At 35.8% G+C, this 21,285-nt stretch carries 14 protein-coding genes; 10 read left to right on the plus strand and 4 right to left on the minus strand.

Features of this window, described 5'->3' with window-relative positions:
* Positions 1 to 258: 258 nt before the first annotated feature.
* From BLS98_RS22600 to BLS98_RS22615, 4 genes are all read right to left on the minus strand, one after another.
* A complete protein-coding gene (locus BLS98_RS22600) occupies positions 259 to 1,215 on the minus strand; it encodes a DUF3810 domain-containing protein (RefSeq protein WP_228425351.1) in 957 nt (318 codons plus the stop codon).
* A 91-nt stretch (positions 1,216 to 1,306) separates the two neighbouring features.
* Positions 1,307 to 3,076 (minus strand): MFS transporter, encoded by a 1,770-nt coding sequence (locus BLS98_RS22605; protein WP_089739727.1) that lies wholly within the window; start codon positions 3,074 to 3,076, stop codon positions 1,307 to 1,309.
* A gap of 40 nt (positions 3,077 to 3,116) precedes the next feature.
* Complete coding sequence (locus BLS98_RS22610) at positions 3,117 to 3,845, minus strand: lysophospholipid acyltransferase family protein (RefSeq protein WP_089739730.1); 729 nt, start codon at positions 3,843 to 3,845, stop codon at positions 3,117 to 3,119.
* Positions 3,846 to 3,848: 3 nt separating this feature from the next.
* Complete coding sequence (locus BLS98_RS22615; protein ID WP_089739732.1) at positions 3,849 to 4,307, minus strand: GtrA family protein; 459 nt, start codon at positions 4,305 to 4,307, stop codon at positions 3,849 to 3,851.
* Positions 4,308 to 4,671: 364 nt separating this feature from the next.
* Between BLS98_RS22615 and BLS98_RS22620 the strand changes: the two genes are divergently transcribed.
* The 10 genes from BLS98_RS22620 to BLS98_RS22665 all read left to right on the plus strand — a co-directional run bounded on the left by BLS98_RS22620 (position 4,672) and on the right by BLS98_RS22665 (position 20,087).
* Complete coding sequence (locus BLS98_RS22620) at positions 4,672 to 4,935, plus strand: hypothetical protein (protein WP_089739734.1); 264 nt, start codon at positions 4,672 to 4,674, stop codon at positions 4,933 to 4,935.
* Between the two features lie 85 nt (positions 4,936 to 5,020).
* Complete coding sequence (locus BLS98_RS22625) at positions 5,021 to 5,872, plus strand: BadF/BadG/BcrA/BcrD ATPase family protein (protein WP_089739736.1); 852 nt, start codon at positions 5,021 to 5,023, stop codon at positions 5,870 to 5,872.
* 15 nt (positions 5,873 to 5,887) lie between these two features.
* Complete coding sequence (locus BLS98_RS22630) at positions 5,888 to 8,173, plus strand: NADP-dependent malic enzyme (RefSeq protein WP_089739738.1); 2,286 nt, start codon at positions 5,888 to 5,890, stop codon at positions 8,171 to 8,173.
* Between the two features lie 185 nt (positions 8,174 to 8,358).
* Complete coding sequence (locus BLS98_RS22635) at positions 8,359 to 9,162, plus strand: GLPGLI family protein (protein ID WP_089739740.1); 804 nt, start codon at positions 8,359 to 8,361, stop codon at positions 9,160 to 9,162.
* 82 nt (positions 9,163 to 9,244) lie between these two features.
* Positions 9,245 to 9,829, plus strand: a complete 585-nt coding sequence (gene ruvA, locus BLS98_RS22640; protein ID WP_089739741.1) for a Holliday junction branch migration protein RuvA — start codon at positions 9,245 to 9,247, stop codon at positions 9,827 to 9,829.
* Positions 9,830 to 9,886: 57 nt separating this feature from the next.
* On the plus strand, positions 9,887 to 16,945 hold the full coding sequence (sov, locus tag BLS98_RS22645) for a T9SS outer membrane translocon Sov/SprA (RefSeq protein WP_089739743.1): 7,059 nt from the start codon (positions 9,887 to 9,889) through the stop codon (positions 16,943 to 16,945).
* 118 nt (positions 16,946 to 17,063) lie between these two features.
* Positions 17,064 to 17,885 (plus strand): hypothetical protein, encoded by an 822-nt coding sequence (locus BLS98_RS23635; RefSeq protein WP_228436045.1) that lies wholly within the window; start codon positions 17,064 to 17,066, stop codon positions 17,883 to 17,885.
* A 97-nt stretch (positions 17,886 to 17,982) separates the two neighbouring features.
* Positions 17,983 to 18,996 (plus strand): hypothetical protein, encoded by a 1,014-nt coding sequence (locus BLS98_RS22655; RefSeq protein WP_228436047.1) that lies wholly within the window; start codon positions 17,983 to 17,985, stop codon positions 18,994 to 18,996.
* A gap of 361 nt (positions 18,997 to 19,357) precedes the next feature.
* Positions 19,358 to 19,735, plus strand: a complete 378-nt coding sequence (gcvH, locus tag BLS98_RS22660; RefSeq protein ID WP_045492676.1) for a glycine cleavage system protein GcvH — start codon at positions 19,358 to 19,360, stop codon at positions 19,733 to 19,735.
* Between the two features lie 25 nt (positions 19,736 to 19,760).
* Complete coding sequence (locus tag BLS98_RS22665; RefSeq protein WP_262487369.1) at positions 19,761 to 20,087, plus strand: VanZ family protein; 327 nt, start codon at positions 19,761 to 19,763, stop codon at positions 20,085 to 20,087.
* Positions 20,088 to 21,285 lie beyond the last annotated feature (1,198 nt).

Below are 21,285 nucleotides of genomic sequence, written 5' to 3' on the forward strand. Positions count from 1 at the left end.
AGTATAATTTGTTTATTATTTTAATAGTGTGTGCGAGACTTGATTGTAATTCATATTAATGCTTGCCAAACTCAAAAAAACTTAAAAAATCATAAAGTTTTCATAAAGTTTCAAAAAAGGATAGAAATGTTTTTGTATTTATAAAATATGTCGTACTTTTACATCGCCTTGAATGAGGGAACAAGTCAAGGTAATAAATTTTTTTTCATCATTTGTGTTTTTAGAATCGTATCGCCTGATACGATTCTTTTTTTATGCCTATTTTTCGTAGTTGAGAAGGAGATCTATAAAGTAGGAATAGGTCACTGAACCTTCCTGTTGGTTGCTCTTCAGGAACAGATTATTAGTGAACCCAAAGAAGTCATCCAGCCAGCCTTGATGTCTGAACGCGAAGCTTTTTTCATAAGCACGGTCTCTTTTCATTCCGGGAGAATAATTTCGGATAACAGATTTTACAAATTCAGGATCTTCTTCAACAATATATCGTAAAAGACTTTTTAAGGTAAAATATTCGGTGCTGTACCGTAAGTCCGGATTGTTAGAATGAATTCCCATTAGATACCCGATAAAATTAGCCTCCTGTTCTCTGGCAAAACCAAGCTGATGAGAACTTTCATGGGCTGTTGTAAAAGGAATGTAGGTATGCGGTAATTCTGCGTTATATTGTGCTTCTGCCGTAAAAGGATTATAGTATCCCAATATGCCGGTAAAGTTCATTACTTTTTTAAATAAGCTTGGTTTAATAGCAAGAATCTGAGTTGCTTTCTTATCCGAAATATATTGAGGAAGCCGGGTTTGCTGGAATAGAATTTCCTGTTGTACAGCCTTAAGATTGGTGACAACGAAGATACCGTTATGATCCTCATGTACCAATGCACGGGTAAGTTTGCACTTTTCAAGATATTGTAAGGTCAGTTTTTTCGCTTTATAGATTTCAGGAGCATCCTGTCTGGAAAGCTTTTTAATGATTGGAGTCTGGAAGTACAGCATTCCCCAGAATATCTGATAGGCAAAATAAAAGATATTGGCTGTAACAAGGATTCTTAATAGGGAAGTGTTCCTGCTTTTCTTTCTAAATAAGGTAATAAGGCTATATAAAAGGACGATTCCCAGTAATACATAGATAATGTCTCCTACTGAAAAAGAAAGCCCGCTAAAGGCCGTCTGATGGAGTTTTTTCTGAAATTCAAAAAACTTTTCAAAGAAAGAAATCATCAGTGAAGATTTCGAGAAGCTATAAAACAAAAGAAATTGGGCAAGTAATACACCTGCCCAAAATCTTTTCTTTTTATATATATGTAGTCTATTAGTGTGCACCTTCGGATTCTAAAACGTCAACATTAATTCCCTGTCTAAATAAAGATTTTTTAGCCAGATAAGCAAATAAAGTAATGTACACAAAGCACAGTACCGGAATTATATAAGAGCTGTGGATTCCGATAATATCAGAAAGCTTACCCTGAAGTGGTGGGATAATACCTCCTCCCAGAATCATCATAACCAGGAATGCAGATCCCTGAGCAGTATATTTTCCTAACCCGGTAATAGCTAATGTAAAAATGGATGGCCACATGATACTGCAGGCAAGACCTCCGGAAAGGAATGCATAGATGGCAACATTTCCTGTAGTGAGTAATCCTGTAATCATAGCCGCAGTTCCAAATAATCCAAAAATAATTAGCGTTACAGCAGGTTTGTTTTTACTGATTAAGAACAATATAACCTGAATAGCCACACAAACAGCATAAAAATACAGGTGAGACATATCTTTTTGAGCTATCGTATTGATTCCGATAATCACAGAAAAAGCGATAAAAGGAACAATGATAGTTGCAATAGTTTGTTGTTGTTTGTTGAGGTTGAAAACTGCGATAGCACCTGTCCATCTTCCAATCATCAAACTTCCCCAATACATTGATATATAAGGGGCAAGATCAGAAGACTGATGTCCTCCGAATTCTGGCATGCTTAAAAGCTCTCCAAGGTTACTTCCTATGGCAACTTCCACCCCTACATAAGCAAGAATAGCAATCATTCCCAGAACAAGTTGCGGATATTTCATGGCACCCCAGCCTTCAGCGTTTTTCTTGGCACTGGAGTTGGCGAACACAAGAGAAATAATAACAACAAGTAATGCACCTCCCAGATACATCATTCTTTTTTTCTCCAATGGATGTTTAATGGTTTCCAGTTCAGTCTTTTTATCTGTAATATGTTGTTTAAGCTCTGTGATTTTTACAGCATCAGTTTCTTTTTCAAGAGTTTTGTCTAATGCCGTAATTTCATTGCCTAACGTTTCAATACTCTTAGCTTCATCAGAATTGTAGCTGCTGAATACAGGAATAAAGAAAAGGATAACAAGAACTGTCATTGCGATCAAAGTTTTTCTTGCTTTGCCAGCTTTTTCCATAGGTTCAGTAGAAATTCCGTCAGGAAGTTTCTTTGAAAAGTAAAAGATTCCCGCAGCAATAAGGAAAAGAGCTCCTACAGCTGTGTAAAGCAGGATTACTTTGTCAAGAGCTAGATGTTTGATCTGGTCATCATCTACTGTAGCAGTGGTTCCAAAAAGTGCCAGTCCAACAATAATTGGCCCGATGGATGTTCCAAAAGAGTTAATTCCTCCTGCAAGGTTCTGTCTGCTGGCTCCGGTTTTAGGATCTCCAAGCAATACGGCAAAAGGATTCGCAGCAGTCTGCTGAATAGAGAAACCTAATGCTACCACAAAGAGTCCTATAAGCATCCCATAGTATACATTACTTTTAACAGCAATAATCATGATGGCAGCACCAAGGGCAGAGAGGAGGAGTCCGTAGACAATACTCTTTTTATAACCCCATTTTCCGATAATGTCAATTCCTTTTATAGTACTGAATATAAAAAGCAATAAAGCTCCCAGGAAATAAGCAGTATAAAAAGCAAAATCTATTAACTGGGACTGAAATTGGTCTAAAGAAAAATAGTTTTTACAGAAAGGGATGAAAATACTATTGCCGGCAGCAATAAACCCCCAGAAAAAAAATACAAGTACAAGCGTGTACAGTGCCGGGTAATTAGTCGGCTGGTTGGTTTTTGACATAATTTATTGAAAATTTCGCAAACAAATATAATTAATTCTTTTAAATAGAATGCTCTGTCAAGGTTTTTTTAATTACTTGATAAGCCTCTGCTTTTAAGTCTTTTGGAGAATCAGTAGGTTCAATAATTCCATTGAAATACACTTTTACTCTTCCGGGATAGCCTTTAGCATTGTCAAAAGGAAACATTTCCTTAAGCCCGATAAAGGTATAAACAGCAATAGGAGAGTTGTGTTTTGAGGATAGCATAAATGCACCGTCTTTAAAGTCATCCAGAATAATAGAAGTATCATCCGGTACACCACCTTCAGGGAAAATGGCAATACTGTTTCCTTCTTCCATCTTTTCAGCACATCTGCGATAAACATCAGCACGGCTTTTTGCGCTTGTTCTGTCTACCATTACACATATCCTTTGATAAATAGTCCCAAAAATAGGAATTTTAACAAGTTCCTTTTTTCCTACAAAACAAATCGGATGGTGTGGGAAAAGAATGCAGGTAAGCATAATATCCATAATCGAAGTATGGTTCGAGATGAAAACATACTCTTTAGTTTTATCCTTTTTTTGCTCAGAAAGTTTGATGAGGTCATATCGGAAACCCATGCCGTAAAACATACCGAAGCACCATAAACGGACGAATTTATAAGCGTATTTATAATGCTTTTTACTAAACGATAAAATAAAAACAGGGATCCCAAGAGTGGTTGTTAGAATAAATGCTAATAACAAAAGCCAGAACCTCCAGAGATAATTTAAAATTTTTGCCACAGTTTAACCGTTAAAAATTACTTTCTTTTTTACCGAATAATTAAGAATGGAAACCAGCAGAATGGCTGCAATCTTGCTCGTCATTTCCGGACTCAAGGTATAAAAAATTAAATTGATATTATCTTTAAAAATGAAACTATAAAATACCTGGAAGAAGCCAAGGCTTAATAATGTTGAAACAAATGAGACTCCCATGAAATACGCAAACTCTCTTTTCTTGGAATGTTTTCCTCTTTCAAAAACAAACCAGATGCTCAGGAAGTAATTGCTGATAATCCCGCAGCTTGTAGAGAAAATATTGCTTAAAGGATAATGTATACCATGAAAGTTAGTTTCTTTTGCAAAGAAGTGAGGCAGATAGGTGCTGAATATTTTAAAGCTGCCAATCTCAACAATAGCACTTAGTCCTCCCGCAATAATAAAGAACAAAACCTGTTTCTGGCGTATGAGTAATTCTTTCATTTAATTAATATAAAAACTGAAAATATATCTTTTATTGTATTGGAAACTAGAATGTTTTATAAGAGAAACACACAGTTGTCCTTGCAATCCTATGTATTCATAATGTTTTTCAATTATTTCAAATTAGGATTCTTTACAATATGAATATGCAAATTTATAACTATATGTTAAACACTGAAAAAAGTTGTTAAAATATTTTTTTAAATAAAAATTATTTCTAATTTTAATAAGCGGAATGATGCTACTATAACCTGATAATAAATTCATTTTCAAATCCTTGTGATAATGGTTTTTTCTATCTTGTAATGCCCAGTTGAAAGCATACTACTCTCATTTTTTATGACCAATTGTTAATAATATTTGTATGAAACGTCAAAACAAATACAGAAAATTCCAGCTTCAACAGAAAAATATTGAAGCACTGGAAAAAGAAAACTCCCGCTTCAAACGAGTGTATTCTGAATATGAAAATATGTCCAATGAACTTTGGAATCTTGAAAACTCCAATGGTGAACCCGTTCCCGATGATTTTATCAATGCTATGGTGTTGCAGGCATCTTATCTGGAAGATGAAATTGAAGATTGGCTTTTGCAGTTCAACGAAAAAAAAACTGAGATTAAACATTAATGATTTTAGACAGCTTCCAGGTTGTTTTTAAATGCTAATTGAAGATAAATTCATAATTTAGCACCCTTAAATTAAAATCTAAAATATGGTTGCTATTGTAGATAGTGGTTCTACTAAATCGGATTGGGTAATACTTGATGACTTCAAAAAGGTTTTCCTGAAAACTGAAACCATCGGCTTCAATCCGAATTTTATCAACAGAGAACTTATCGCTCCTGAAATACAGAAGAACAGCAACCTGATATCGGTAAAGAATTCAATTACCAAAGTCTTTTTTTATGGCTCCGGATGTGGAGTGGAGAAAAACCGCAAAACTATCGAAGCTGAGCTTAAAAAAGTATTTGATAAATCTGAAATCGTTGTAAAAGAAGACCTCATGGCCGCTGCTTATGCTGCCTATAAAGGAAAACCTGCGATTGTGTGTATTTTAGGCACAGGATCAAACTCATGTTATTTTGATGGAGAAAACCTGAAAATCGAATTGCCATCCCTTGGATTCCTTATTGGAGATGAGGGAAGCGGAAGTGCGATTGGAAAGCAATTGGTACGCAGGTATTTCATGAAAAAACTTCCTGCAGATCTTCACAATGAATTTGAGGCAGATTACAACCTTACCATAGAAGATGCATTGAAACATATGTATCATGCTCCAAGACCAAATGCATATTTGGCTGATTTCAATAAATTTGTTGTGGAAAGAAAGGATCACCCTTACTTTGTGAACATGGTTTTCGAAGAAATGAAAAGCTTCTTCGAATATCAGGTTATGCCTTATCAGGAAGCACATGATGCTGAAATCAATTTTATTGGCTCCATTGCATATTATTATGAAAATATTTTACGCTCTGTAGCTGAAGAACTTAATTTAAATGTGGGACATGTAGTTCAGAAACCAATTGAAAGCTTAGTAGATTACCACATTAAATATATACTCTAACAAAAAATTAAACGTATGTCAAGTAACAACAATCGCGACGAAAAGAATTTTAGTCAGGCCGCGTTAGATTATCATAAAGCAGAACCCAAAGGGAAAATTGAAGTTATACCATCCAAGCCACACTCATCTCAAAGAGACTTATCATTGGCTTATTCTCCCGGAGTAGCGGTTCCTTGTATGGAAATCCACGATAAGCCGGAGACAGTATACGATTACACAGGAAAAGGAAACCTGGTAGCTGTAATTTCTAACGGTACTGCTGTACTTGGATTAGGAGATATTGGTGCAGAAGCATCAAAACCAGTAATGGAAGGGAAAGGACTTTTGTTCAAAATTTTTGCTGATATCAACGTTTTTGATATTGAGATTGATGAAAAAGACCCGGATAAATTCATTGAAATCGTAAAAGGAATTGCTCCTACCTTTGGAGGAATCAACCTTGAAGATATTAAAGCTCCTGAAGCATTCTATATTGAACAAAGGTTAAAAGAGGAATTGAATATTCCTTTGATGCATGATGATCAGCACGGAACAGCAATTATTTCTGCGGCTGCCTTAATCAATTCATTGCAGATTGCTAATAAAGATATTGATAAAGTAAAAATGGTAGTGAATGGAGCTGGAGCAGCTGCAATCGCTTGTACCAAACTTTATATTTCATTAGGACTGAAAAAAGAAAACGTTCTGATGTGCGACAGTAAAGGAGTAATTAATCACAAGAGAGAAAACCTTACTCCTGAAAAATTAGACTTCATTGCTCAGACAGATATTGAAACATTAGAAGATGCTGTAAAAGGTTCTGATATTTTCATAGGATTATCCAAAGGAAATGTAATGACTACTGAAATGCTGTTAAGTATGGGGGAGAATCCTATTGTATTTGCTTTAGCGAACCCGGATCCGGAAATTGCTTATGATCTAGCTCTTTCAACCCGTAAAGATGTAATCATGGCAACAGGAAGAAGTGATTATCCTAACCAGGTAAACAACGTATTAGGATTCCCTTATATTTTCCGTGGAGCATTAGATGTTCAGGCTACAGGAATTAATGAAGATATGAAGCTTGCGGCTGTACACGCTATTGCTGATCTTGCAAAAGAACCAGTGCCGGAAGCTGTTATCCTTGCTTATAATGTTCAAAGCTTACAGTTTGGAAGAGAATATTTCATTCCAAAGCCATTTGACAACAGATTGATTACGAAAGTATCAAGTGCGGTTGCAAAAGCTGCTATTGAAAGCGGTGTAGCAAGAAAAACTATTACTGATTTTGAAGAGTACGAGCACCAGCTTCTAGACAGAATGGGGAGAGATGAAAGATTGGTAAGAATGATGCAGAGCCGTGCAAAATCCAATCCGAAGAGAATTACCCTTGGAAATGCTGAAGAATATAATGTATTAAAGGCCGCTCAGATTCTTTACGAAGAAGGAATTGCTTACCCAAGTCTTTTAGGAGATAAAAAATACATCAAGGAGCAAATGGAGCGTTACGGGATGAACCTGGATATTCCAATTATTGATCCAAGTGATGACGATCAGAAAGAAAACAGAAAGAAATACAGAGAAACACTTTGGAAACTTCGTCAGAGAAAAGGGATGAACGAGTACAAAGCGAAGAGATATGTTCGTCAGAGAGACTATTTCGGACCTTTAATGTTGAAACATGGTGATACTGATGGTCTTATTGTTGGTTTCTCTAAAAACTATACTTCTGTGCTACGTCCTGTTTTAGAAGTTATTGAAAAAGATAAAGGAGTAGATAAAGTAGCGGCAATGATGATGATTCTTTCTGAAAAGAAACCTATTTTCTTTGCAGATACCTCTATCAACCAAAATCCAACTTCGGAAGACCTTGTGAATATTGCTAAAATGGCAGAATTTACAGTGAAATCTTTTGCTATTGAACCTAGAATTGCAATGCTTGGATTCGAAAACTTTGCTGCCATTTCTGAAACTTCTAAAAAAGTAGCTAAAGCAGTGAGTATTCTTCATGAGAAATATCCTAAGATGATTGTTGATGGAGAAATTCAACCGGATTTTGCAATGAATGCAGATCATTTAAGTGATTATCCTTTCTCAAAATTAGGAACAACACCAGCCAACACATTCATCTTCCCAAACCTTGAAAGTGCAAATCTTTCTTACAAGATTCTAAGAGGAATGAAAGTAGCACAGGTTATCGGACCAATCCTTATGGGATTAAAACAACCGGTACACGTTCTTCAGATGCGTTCAAGCGTAGATGAAATCGTAAACCTTGCAACTATCGCTGTTCTTGACGCGCAGAGAAGAGAGAAAAAGTAATTGATTTACTATATATATTTAAAAAGCATCTTGTAAAAGATGCTTTTTTTTGTTTGTATATCCGTTCTTCTTATAGCAGTTGATACTACTAATAATAATGTTTTTATTACCTTTGAGGTCAATATATGGTGATATACTCTTGCTTAAAATTGGTGAGATAAAAAACAAAACTAATAATCTGATATATGCAATTGAAAACGTTCATCGCAATTCTACTTTTCTCATTTGTTCAAAATTTTTATTCTCAGAATATGAGAATAGATTATAATCTTGTCTATAAAGAAGATTCTTTAAGTACTGAAACAGTATCCAAAAAAATGGTACTTCTTGTCCAGGATGGAGAATCCAGATTTTGCACGGAAAAACAATATCAGGTAGATTCTCTGAGAAGTATTGGCTTTTATGGTTTTGCCGTGGGAGACTATGCTTTTGATGCAGTAAGAGATAAGCAGAATAGAATCTCAAAGCATTACTATTTGTCAGCCGATGTATATAAACTTACAGAACCTATACAGTTAGACTGGAAAATAGAGAAAGAGGTTGCTAAAAAATATGGTTATAGCTGCCAGAAAGCAACATTAAGCTATAAAGGAAGAATTTGGGAAGCTTGGTTTACACAAGATATTCCCTTGCAGGAAGGTCCCTATGTTTTCAAAGGATTACCAGGGTTGATTGTGGAGATGGAAGATGAAAGTCATTCCTATAAATTCTCCTTTTCAGGGTTGAAAAAAGGTTTTCAAAAAATCAACTTTGTGAGTTTGGGCTTTAAGCTGGTAAATGTTTCAAGGAATAATCTTAAAAAGGTAATGCTGGACTATTATAATGATCCGTTTCGTGAGATGACCTCTGGAAATGTGAAAGCAAAATTCAGGGATGAAAAGGGAAATGAGATGGAACCCAATTTTAGGGAAATGACAAAAAAAACACAAACTTCCCTGAAAAAAAACAATAATCCTATAGAATTATCAGAAGCCATTAAATATCCATAGTCGTTAAAAACAATTTATTTTGACCTTTAATGCTGTATTTGGAGGTTAAATTTTTATATTTGGGGAGTTTCAAAAATTAATAATGATATTTTCTTTACAAGGTACTGTTCAAGAACTTACACCTACCTACGCAGTAATCAATGTACAAGGCGTTGGCTACTATGTGGGGATCAGCTTAATGACCTCACAAACACTTACATTAAATCAGCAAACTGTTTTATTTATTCAGCAGATTATTCGTGAAGATGCTCACCTTTTGTTCGGCTTTAACACTCGTTCAGAAAAAGAGATGTTCAATCTGTTAATAAGCGTTAATGGAGTAGGGGCTATTTCAGCTCTTATTTTGCTATCCACATTAAGCCTTGATGAGATTGCTTCGGGAATACTTTCTGGCAATAGTGCGCTGATTCAGAAAGCCAAAGGAATCGGAGCTAAAACCGCAGAAAGAATTATTGTTGATCTTAAAGATAAAGTACAGAAATTCAGTGGTCCAGCGGAGAATATTTCGTCGCTGATGAATAATAAAATCAAGGATGAAGCGTTATCTGCATTAGAAGTTTTAGGAATTCCTAAGCGAACAAGTGAGAAGATGGCGGATAAGATCTTAAAACAAAATCCTGACCTCTCGGTTGAAGAACTGGTTAAACAAATTTTAAAAAACATTTAACATTTGGTGGCGAATAATAAGCATTTTAAAATATTTTTGTTCCTGTCGTTCCTGTTTATGTCTGTAAGTGCCTTTACGCAGCAGACAAAAGACACAACGATCATACGAAAGCAATATGAGGTAGCAGACCCCACGAGGTATGAAGCCTATTTTGATATAAAAACCGGGATGTACTATGTATATCCCAAAATTGGAAATACAATTACTGGTCCTCCTACTGCCATGTCTCCGGAAGAGTATAAAGAATATGTACTCGCCCTCCAGACCAGAGCATACTATAAGGAGAAATCGGAGAAATATAATCTCCTTTTTAGAAAAGACAAAAGTGATGCAAGAAAGAAGGGGCTTATTCCTTCAGTAATGATCAACAACAAATTATTTGAAACCTTATTCGGTGGTAATAAAATTGAGATCATTCCTTCTGGATACGCATCCATTGACTTCGCAGGACTTTACCAAAAAATAGATAACCCGCTGATCCTACCACAGAATAGGACCAGCTTTACTTTTGATATAGACCAGAGAATCCAGCTTGGATTACTCGGGAAAGTAGGGGAAAACCTTCAGTTAAAAGCCAATTATGATACCCAAAGTGGTTTTGCTTTTGAAAACAGAATGAATCTCGTATGGCAGGCAAAAGGAAGCTGGAAGGATCTTCAGAGTAAAGGTCTTGGAAACGTAGATAAACCTAATGAAGGCGGTGAAGATAAAATCATTAAAAGAGTAGAATTCGGTAACGTAAATATGCCGCTTTCCACGAGCTTAATCCGTGGTTCACAATCATTGTTTGGGGTGAAAACCGAATTCCAGTTAGGAAAAACATTTGGAACAGTTGTTCTTTCCCAGCAACAAGGTGAAGCCAGAAATATTGTAGTACAAGGTGGTGGGGTAATGAATAACTTTAAAGTTAATGTAACTGAGTATGAAGAAAACCAACACTACTTTTTAGGACATTACTTCCTGGATAAATATGATAATGCTTTAGTTAATTATCCACAAATTAATTCCAAGATTAATATTACCAGGCTTGAGGTTTGGGTTTTGGATCAAGGAAACAGTAATTTGGCTTATCAGAAAGGAATCATTGGGATTAGAGATCTTGGTGAAGGTGGTACTGCTGGAGCCGTATTGCCGGATAACTCAGTGAGTGATTTATATAATGAGGTTTCAGCAAAAGCAGGAACAAGAGAAGCTGGTAAGGATTATAATGGAGTTTATCAGGGACAATCATTTGCCGGATCACCTCCTTATGTAAACGGAGAGCATTTTATCTTTAATAGCAAGGCAAGAAAGCTTAATAGTAATGAATTTACATTCCATCCACAATTAGGATATATTTCATTGAACCAGAAACTTAATGATCAACAGCTTTTGGCAGTGTCCTATTCATATACGGTAAGTGGAAGTAATAAAGTATACAAAGTAGGAGAATTTTCAGAAGAAAGCCCGGTTTTGATTACTAAGGTATTGAAAGTAAACAATAGTGTAGATGTATCTTCTCCGATGTGGAAGCTGATGATGAAGAACATTTATTCTTTAGATGCAGGCCAGGTTTCTCCTGACGGGTTTATTCTTAATTTATACTATAGGGACCAGAAAACCGGAGGTAAGGTAAATTATCTTCCGGATACCAATGTTAAAGATGTAAACCTATTGAAATTGATGAACTGGGATCGTCTTAACATGAATGGTGATATCCAGGGCAATAAAGATGGAACTAAAGGAGACGGAATTTTCGATTTTGTGCCCGGAGTTACCATCAGACCAGAAACCGGTAGGATTATTTTTACCAAAGTACAGCCTTTCGGAGACTATATGCAACAGGTATTAGGAACTAATGATCCTCAATATGTTTTCCATGATCTGTACGATCAGATAAAGCCTACAGGAGGGCAATCTATTGTTCCTCAACGTTACACCATTGAAGGTCGTTACAAAGGAGTTCAGGGACAAGGTATTTCCCTTGGAGCAGTAAACGTACCTCAGGGATCTGTAAAAGTTTCGGCCAATGGAGTACAGCTTTCCGAAGGGGTAGACTATACTGTAGATTATATGCTTGGTACAGTTACTATCATCAATGAGAATGTAAAACAATCTGGGCAGGCTATTAATATTTCATTGGAAAACCAGCTTACCTTCAATACCCAAAGAAAAAGATTCCTTGGATTGAATTTAGAAAGAAGATTCAATGAACACTTTATTTTAGGAGGAACGGTTATCAATTACTCAGAATCTCCGCTTACCCAAAAGGTAAACTTTGGGCAGGAAGCTGTTAACAATACAATGGCGGGGATTAATATGATGTATAATAATCAGGCGCCTTATCTTACAAGATTTACAGATAAGCTGCCATTGATAAAGACTGAAGCTCCATCCAATATTAACTTCAAGATGGAAGCGGCATACCTTCTTCCAGGACTGAATAATGCAACTAATAATCAGTCTTATATTGACGATTTTGAGCAGACAACTTCTAAAATATCTTTAAAAGAACCTGCGGCTTGGAGCTTAGCATCAAGACCAGAAAAAAATACAGAACCACCTTTCAATATTCCGCCAAAAAGTGATGATATTACAAGTGGTTATGGAAGAGGATTATTATCATGGTATTATATTGATCCAAGATTCTGGGGTGTTGGGGGGAAAGCCCCTGGAGGAATTACTCCACAGTCAGTTTCCAACCATGCATCAAGAAGGGTAATGCTTTCAGAAATTTATAATAGTAGAGATTTTGTAGCGGGAGATCAAACCTTTACCAATACTTTTGATATCTCTTTCTATCCTAAAGAAAAAGGACCTTATAACGTTAATCCGGGAACAGAGCCAGCGCTTAGCAGATGGGGTGGTATTATGAGACCCATCAGTGTTCCTAACTTTGTAAGTTCAAACATTGAATATGTTGAATTTTGGATGATGGATCCTTATGCTGATGGTAATGCACTTGGAAGCAATCCTAAATTACTATTACACTTAGGAAACGTATCTGAAGATATCCTTAAAGATGGGAAAATGTTGTATGAAAATGGTATTCCTGCACCAGGAACGGCATCTGCTACAACAACTTCCAATTGGGGAGTACAGCCAAAACAACCGCCAATTCTATACGCATTTTCTACCGAAGGAGATGGAAGAAAAGCGCAGGATGTTGGATATGATGGTTTAAGTTCAGATCAGGAAGCCATGAGATTTGGAAATACCTTTGTGAACCCGGTAACCAATATTGTTGACCCTGCTGTGGATGACTTTGTATTTTATTTATCAGATAAATTTACAGGCAGCCAAGCTGCTTCATTGGTTGAACGTTATAAATACTTCAGAAACCCGGATGGAAACTCTGAAGCAAATTCACTGAGTGTGGCTTCACAGACTCCGGATGCTGAAGATATCAACAGAGACTATAACCTGGATCAGATTGAAAGCTATAACGAATATCCAATAAAACTAGATCAGGCCAGCCTTTCATTAGGTGCTGATAATAATATTGTTGATGTTAAAACAGTAAAAGCAGATTTCCTGAATGGACAGTCTGCTGATGTGAAATGGTACCTGTTCAGAATTCCGGTTTCCAAGTTTGATAAAACGCAGGGAGCTCATAGTGAAACAGTACTTAATAATGTAAGATTTGCAAGATTAATGCTTACAGGATTTGAAAACACGTCTACTTTGAGATTCGGTACCATGGACCTTGTAAGATCAGACTGGAGAAAATATCCTAAGAGCCTAGCTCCTTATTCAGATAAAGAGCTAGAGCCAGTAACGGATGAAGGAGTAATAACAGATTCAGAAATTGAAAAACTTGAGGTGGGTAGTGTGAATATTGAAGAGAATGCTCTTAATCAGCCCCCATATGTATTACCTCCTGGAATTGACAGACAGATTTTAAGTGGAAATGCCGGAGCACAAAGGCAGAATGAAGCTTCATTGTATATGAAAGCTAACGAGTTGAGACCGGGTAAAGCACAAGGGGTATTTAAGAATACAAGTCTGGATATGAGAAGGTATAAAAAGCTTAAGCTTTTTGTTCATGCCCATGAGCCTAAAGGAACTATAACAGGAATTGATAATAACACTAAATTCTTTATTCGTTTCGGGAATGATGCCACAGATAATTATTATGAATATGAAGCATCATTGAAGCTAACTCCAACTACAGCTGCAGCTCCAATGGAAATCTGGCCAATGGAAAATGAAGTGAATCTTGACATTCAGAATTTTGTTGATGCCAAGATCCGAAGAGATAAAATGTATGCCGATAAAATTATGCAACGATTCCTTGATCCAACTTTTGGAGGAGGTGATAATCAGAAAAGGATCTATATCAAAGGACGTCCAAGTTTAGGAAATGTAGCAACCATTATGATTGGGGTTAGGAATGCTGGGGCATCAAGAGTTCCTATAGACAGAATTTTATGGGTTAACGAAATCCGTCTTTCTGAGATTGAAAATGATGGCGGGTATGCTGGAAATGCGAGCTTAAACTTCAACTTGGGAGATTTTGCAACTGTTAATACCAATGCATCATATACTTCAGTAGGATTTGGAAATATTGATTCTAAACCGGCGGAGAGAAATCAGTCTACTCAATCGGCATTCAGTATCAATACGGCGGTTAATGTAGATAAACTTTTACCGGAAAAGACAGGGATAAAAATACCATTGAACTATTCTTACTCACAAACAATCGAAGATCCTAAGTATAATCCTTTGGATACCGACGTTGAATTCAGCAAGGCTCCCAACAGAGAGCAGCTGAAAAAAGTGGCAAGAACGTATACTCAACAAAGAAGTATCGGAGTTGTTAATATGCGTAAAGAAAGAGTAAATCAGAATAAGAAGCCTAAGTTTTATGATATCGAAAACGTTTCGGTGACTGCGGTATATAATGATGACTATTTCAGAGATATTTATACAAAGAGAAATTACAGACAGTATCTGAGAGGGTATATTGATTACAACTATACTTTCAAACCATGGGTGATAAAACCTTTCAATAAAATGATTAGTGATACTGCAAAATCTACTAAATATCTGAGGTGGGTAAAAGAATTTAACATTAATCCTATTCCGACAAGATTATCTTTCAGAACAGAGATTGACAGAAACTATAACGAACTTGAGTTTAGAAATATCGAAGCTATTTTAGGGGGAAATACCAGTGGAGATATCAACGCGATCAGAAATAGAAACTTCTACTTCGGATGGCAGTATGGTTTAGGATTCAACTTTACAAAATCATTAAAACTGGAGATCAACTCTGCAACCAGAACGCTTAATGATAACCTTGACGTAAATACAATGGATAATAAAGCCATTTTCGGAAATGTATTCAGAGCAGGTAGACCGGTATTGTATAATCACAGAGCTCAGCTGAACTATAAACTACCATTCCAATATTTGCCTTATCTGGACTTTATTGATGCTGAAGTAGGCTACGGATTTACGTATAATTGGAATGCAAGAAGTACTGCATTATATGGCATGGTGAATCCGGAAAATAACAGAACGGAAAGTTTAGGTTCAATAGGTCAGAATACCAATGTTATTCAGGCTACAGCAACAGCTGATCTTCCTAAATTCTTCGGACAGTTTAACTATTTTAAAAATATTAATACTAAACTTCAGAAACGTAAGCAGGAAATGGATTCCCTGAACAATGTGTACACAAAACAGTGGGAAAAGAACAGATACAGATATAAGAAGTATAAATTCAAAAATAAGCTTACCCCACTTCAAAGTGCAGCGTTCTTCCTTACTTCATTTAAACAATTGGATGTAAGTTATACTGAAAATAATGGTACTGTACTTCCTGGTATATTATCAGCTCCCAACTGGTATGGTTCTGGGCAGACATTGGGTGGTCCTACTATTGGATTCCTGTTAGGATCTCAGGCAGATATCAGAAGAACCGTAATGGAAAATGGATGGGTAAGTGCCTCTAATTATATGACTGATGCCTATGTAAGAATGTCAACTAGAGAATTACGGGCCAACTTGCAGGTAATGCCAATGAATGATTTCAGAATTGATCTGAATGTATTACATAACTTCAACAGTAATTTTTCACATAGCGGATTTAATTATGTGAATGGAGGAGTTCCGGATCCTAATTTTACATTCGCAACAGATATGATTACCTATTCAAACTCTACCATGATGCTTAATTCGTCATTCAAAGATGGTACAGCAATATATCAGGCAATCAGAGATAATGCAATAAATATTTCACAACAGTTGGGAGGTCCTAATGCAGAAATAGGCAATGATGGATTTGCAAAACATTACAGTATAGCGAATGCCTATGTATTGATCCCAGCATTCAGAGCTGCTCTTGAAGGGAAATCTGTTTCTCCGATGGGTAACCCTAAAAAAGCAGGAATGCCATTACCAAACTGGAGAATTACCTATTCGGGATTAAAGAATATTCCAATAATTAGTGGGCAGTTTACGAAGTTTGATATCTTACATGGGTATACAGCTACCTATACTGCAACAGGAATTCAAAGTAATATTGATTACCATAGTAACCCGAACGGATATTATCAAACAGTAGATAATGCAGGGAATATTAAACCGAATGATGGGGATAAGATTAACCCCTATACTTTCGCTCAGGTAGGTTATGTAGAGTCATTTTCACCACTTCTAGGAATTGATGTTACGATGAGAAATAATATGCAGTTCGGATTACAGTACAACAAAAACCGAATGATGGTATTAGGGCTGGTAAACCATACCCTTACTGAAGATTCCAATACAGAATATGTAGTAAGGTTGGGATATATTGTTCGTAATTTCAGATTGGGTACAGCCAACGTAAGAGGAAGAGGAACCAGAGGAAAAGGAAGTGATCTTAATATCAGAGGAGATATTTCATTAAGAGATAGTAGAACTTCCATTATGAATATCCTGTTGAATGATTCACAGATTACAGGAGGTCAAAGACTTCTTAATATCAAGCTTTCAGCAGACTATAATGTCTCAGAAAACTTAAACCTGAGAGTCTTCTACGAACAGATGACCTCGAAGTATAAGATCTCAACAGCCTTTCCGCTGTCTACGATCAGAGCAGGGATCTCTGCAACATTTACATTCGGTGAGTCAGGTGGTGGACTCTAGGGATAAGATAAACTTTATAATAAAGCCTCTTTCTGGAAAGAAAGAGGCTTTAATTTTATTTAATAATCCACGCTCTTTTGAATTAATTGTTATCTTCGCAGAAAATTTTGAGGAAAATATGAAAAAACAGTTATTAGCTTTTGTAATGATGTCATCTCTACTATCAGCACAACAGGAATTTACTGAACTAAAAATTAAAAATTATTCCCCTACTATTATTTTAGAAAGGAATACTAATACAGGTGGATTCATCCAAGGTATTCAGAGTAGATTAGTTGATGGAACTGACAATTGGTATTTTGGGAATCTTGGTCCCGGAGAATGGGTAGTATCAAAAGGAAGCTGGGAAAATCCTAAATTTTTGATTACTGAAAATGGTAATGTAGGTATTGGAATCAGGAATCCCCAATCGAGATTAGATATTGCAGGAGGGATCAATATAGCAGCTGGATTTCCTATCCAGTTAGGTGGTAATGATTTAGCTCATGGTTTGAAATATAAAAGGAATAACAGCGATAACTCTTTATTAGATGGCCCTTTTCTTTACGGCTGGACAGGAGGTGGTCTAGGAATTAAAAAAGATGGGATTGAATTCAATGTTTTGAGTTGGAAAGAAAATGGTAATGTTGCTATCCAAGGTAAGCTTGAAGCAAAAGAGGTTAAAGTAACCTTAACCCCAACTGCCGATTTTGTATTTGATGAAAACTATGACCTACCCAAGTTAGAAACTGTTGAAAAACATATCAAAGAAAAAAAACATCTTCCTGAAATAGCTTCTGCAAAAGAGATGGAAAAGAAAGGCGTAAATGTTGGGGAGTTCCAAATTAAATTATTACAAAAAATAGAAGAGTTGACGCTATATACAATTGAACTAAATAAGAAGGTGAAAAAACAAACGGAGGAAATTGAAGCTTTAAAAAAAACGAATAATAAGCATTAAACTTAAAAAAATATGCAACTTTATTTTAATGCGGAGTCCCTGCAATGAATACAGATAGCTTAATATATCAGGAGTGAAATTAAAAAGACTATTATAAATGAATAAATATTTCTGGGTATATTATCAATTTAAAATGAGAAAAACACTATTATTTTCCTTAACATTAGCTGCTACGCTGATGTTTGGACAGACACTTATAGAAAAACAAATGATGAATGCCAGAGCAACCGGATATGCTATAATTGCTGCCAAAAATCCAGGTTTGGATTTTGCTGTTATGGTGATCCCTTGGGATGGGGTCAATTCACTGGAGTATAATGCTAATAACCAAATTAATTATGCTTGGCATCCCCAAGCTGTGGTTAAAGGAAACTCTTTTGATCAGCCTTTTGATGGTTCTGAGTTTACAACTTATAGCTCCTTTTTAACGAGTCAAGCTCAGTTTGATCAATTTAAATCTACAGGAACACAATGGTGGATCATCTGTAGTGCTATGCCAGCATTCAATTCACGTATTAGTGGGAATCAGAATAATCAGAATGTTGGGGTAGGAATTGAAAATCCCTTATATAATTTAGATGTGAAGGGTACATTTAGAGTAGGTTATTCCGGTTATCTTACATACAATGGGGCTGCAGATTTACTGTTCAATTATCCGCTCAGAGGTTCTGGGGGAAGGGCCATGGTTCATGATGATGGAAATGTTTTAGCCCTGAATTATGGCAATGACTTTACGGGAGGAACAAGATTAGGAACTTCTTTATTGGTAAAAGGAAATAATGCTTTGCTTCAGGGTAAATTTGAAGCAAAAGAAATTAAAGTAACGCTAACCCCAACAGCGGATTTTGTATTTGATGAAAACTATGGCCTACCCAAGTTAGAAGACGTTGAAAAACATATCAAAGAAAAGAAACATCTTCCAGAAATAGCTTCTGCCAAAGAAATGGAAAAAGAAGGCGTGAATGTAGGGGAGTTTCAGATTAAGTTATTGCAGAAAATAGAAGAATTAACGCTATATACAATAGAACAAAACAAACAACTTAAGAAACTTCAGGAGAATAATGATAAGTTGATAAAAGAAGTGTATGAGTTAAAATCTAACAGGAAATAATCTTGTAATGAGAAAAGCAACCCTTTGCCTACAGATATTACATACTGAATAAATAGTAAATGCTTCAAAACACTGGAAGTGTATTCTATGGATGGTAAAAAGATCGCAACAAAGAAATAACCTTTTTGAAATCTGTTGGGCTGAATTGATGTCAATACCTTCCGGGAATCTATATGGTAACCTTTATAGGTTTAACCAGAAAGAACTATTCAAATAAGATTATAAAGAAATAATTATTTGACCTAAATCGCTGCTTTTGCAGCGATTTTTTTATTTACAGCCAAAATTTAGTGAAGATGCCCATTAAGGCTTTGAACCTTTTATAATTTTGAATACATTTGTAGAAAATAAAAATTTAAAAATGAACACACCATCAGAATTAAAGTACACTAAAGATCACGAATGGATCAAGATTGAAGGTAATGTAGCTACAATCGGTATTACAGACTTTGCTCAGGGAGAACTTGGAGACATCGTTTATGTAGATGTAGATACAGTAGATGATGATCTTAATGGCGGAGATGTTTTCGGAAGTGTAGAAGCAGTAAAAACTGTTTCAGACTTATTCTTACCTATTTCAGGAAAGGTTATCGAATTCAACTCAGAATTAGAAGACCAACCAGAACTGTTAAATACAGATCCTTATGGAAACGGATGGATTATCAAGTTAGAACTTGCTGATGGAGCAGATCAGTCAGAATTACTTTCTGCAGAAGATTACCAAGCGATCATTGGATAAAATTTCAAAAATATTTAGTAAGATATTGCCCATTTATTGGGCATTTCTTACTTATATGCTCCTTAAACCTGGAGAAGAGAATCAAGAATATTGGTTCATGTTCAGCGGTATCGATAAAGTGTTGCACGTAAGCATTTTTGCAGCTTTAGGATTTTCTTTCATTGCCGCATTTCCTAAAATTAAATTCTCTTACTTTTTCCAGATCATTCTTATATATGCCTTCCTCACAGAAATCCTACAGGAAGAAATGGGATTGGGAAGATCCATGGAAACATTGGACATTGTTGCGGATACGGTTGGTTGTCTTATAGGATACGCTGTATATAAACTGTTCCTCAAGCATTTTTTCTAATTCCATCCTTTGAAAAACGTTCTCCCCTAAATCAGCATTCTCATTCTTTGCTGCCTTATATCTTTATCACTTCCATTTTACTTTATCCTTTCCTACTCCCAAACCCTCGAACTCTCAAACTTCATCAGGAGCTTAATCCCGCTCTCCACTCATACTCCTCGCGCCATTGCCCTCCAACGCTCAAACCCTTTCTCTCACCAACCCATGCTGTGGGGTAACCGTTTCTATCGGGGCTAGGGTAGGGGACAAGAATTATATATAATAAGTAATAAGTAATAAGTAATGAGTAATGAGTAATGAGTAATGAGTGGCGGGAAATAGAGAATAGGTATCATTAATTAGTAATATTAAGCCTTATTCATAAGGAATGGCTTGAATCATTCCCCTCCTTTGGAGGGGTGTCAAAAATTCAAAGAATTTTTGACGGGGTGGTTATCCAATTATTTCCAGTCCTCTGTGCAAATCTGCGCGATCTGCGGGAAAATAAAAAAATATAGATTCCACACTATTTTTATAGCAGCTTCTCAATAATAGAATCATCCATAATAAGCATTCTATTATTGAGTCCCTTCATCTTTCATCCTGTTTTGTGTAATCTTTGTTATCCTGTAAGGATCTCCACAACGTATTATTTAAAAAACAATATTAAAAAAGACTTTAATTATTCTTTCCAAACCACTAGAAGTCCATCAATAGAAACGGGCTTTAGCCCGTTTACATTAAAAAGCCCCTTCCTCTGGCTTTAGCCCAAACCTATATCAGCCTAACGACTCACATCATATATATTATATAGTAACATATCTATTATATATAGGTATAAAACCCTATTATATCCCCCTCAAAACGACATTCCATACCTTTTAAAAAACAATTCCACTCTTGTGGATAAGTGTTAATAACTACATAAATATAAATATATCAATAGGTTAGATATGGAACTTACTCACAATTGGTATGGTAATGTAAACTTTATGTTAAATAGATTTGTGTGGTATGGTATAAGTGTCTATCTTTGCCCCACTGAAAAACGAAAGAGATTCGGTAAGCGCAGAAGAGCTTTTAGATAAGCAAGGAACATTTATTCTACTAAAGGAAACGGACGGAAAAAGCTTTTAAATTTTATCGAATAAAATTTGCGAGTTAAAATAAAGTTCTTATCTTTGCAGTCCCAATTAAGGGAGCGCAGGAGTAGATGGAT

It is taken from the genome of Chryseobacterium jejuense (assembly GCF_900100075.1).
Lineage (GTDB): Bacteria > Bacteroidota > Bacteroidia > Flavobacteriales > Weeksellaceae > Chryseobacterium > Chryseobacterium jejuense.

Excerpts from the sequence above, each read along its gene's own strand:
- BLS98_RS22600 (WP_228425351.1), bottom strand. The coding sequence starts at position 1,215 with ATGATTTCTTTCTTTGAAAAGTTTTTTGAATTTCAGAAAAAACTCCAT.
- BLS98_RS22605 (WP_089739727.1), bottom strand. The coding sequence starts at position 3,076 with ATGTCAAAAACCAACCAGCCGACTAATTACCCGGCACTGTACACGCTT.
- BLS98_RS22615 (WP_089739732.1), bottom strand. The coding sequence starts at position 4,307 with ATGAAAGAATTACTCATACGCCAGAAACAGGTTTTGTTCTTTATTATT.
- BLS98_RS22620 (WP_089739734.1), top strand. The coding sequence starts at position 4,672 with ATGAAACGTCAAAACAAATACAGAAAATTCCAGCTTCAACAGAAAAAT.
- BLS98_RS22625 (WP_089739736.1), top strand. The coding sequence starts at position 5,021 with ATGGTTGCTATTGTAGATAGTGGTTCTACTAAATCGGATTGGGTAATA.
- BLS98_RS22630 (WP_089739738.1), top strand. The coding sequence starts at position 5,888 with ATGTCAAGTAACAACAATCGCGACGAAAAGAATTTTAGTCAGGCCGCG.
- BLS98_RS22635 (WP_089739740.1), top strand. The coding sequence starts at position 8,359 with ATGCAATTGAAAACGTTCATCGCAATTCTACTTTTCTCATTTGTTCAA.
- ruvA (WP_089739741.1), top strand. The coding sequence starts at position 9,245 with ATGATATTTTCTTTACAAGGTACTGTTCAAGAACTTACACCTACCTAC.
- sov (WP_089739743.1), top strand. The coding sequence starts at position 9,887 with ATGTCTGTAAGTGCCTTTACGCAGCAGACAAAAGACACAACGATCATA.
- BLS98_RS23635 (WP_228436045.1), top strand. The coding sequence starts at position 17,064 with ATGAAAAAACAGTTATTAGCTTTTGTAATGATGTCATCTCTACTATCA.
- BLS98_RS22655 (WP_228436047.1), top strand. The coding sequence starts at position 17,983 with ATGAATAAATATTTCTGGGTATATTATCAATTTAAAATGAGAAAAACA.
- gcvH (WP_045492676.1), top strand. The coding sequence starts at position 19,358 with ATGAACACACCATCAGAATTAAAGTACACTAAAGATCACGAATGGATC.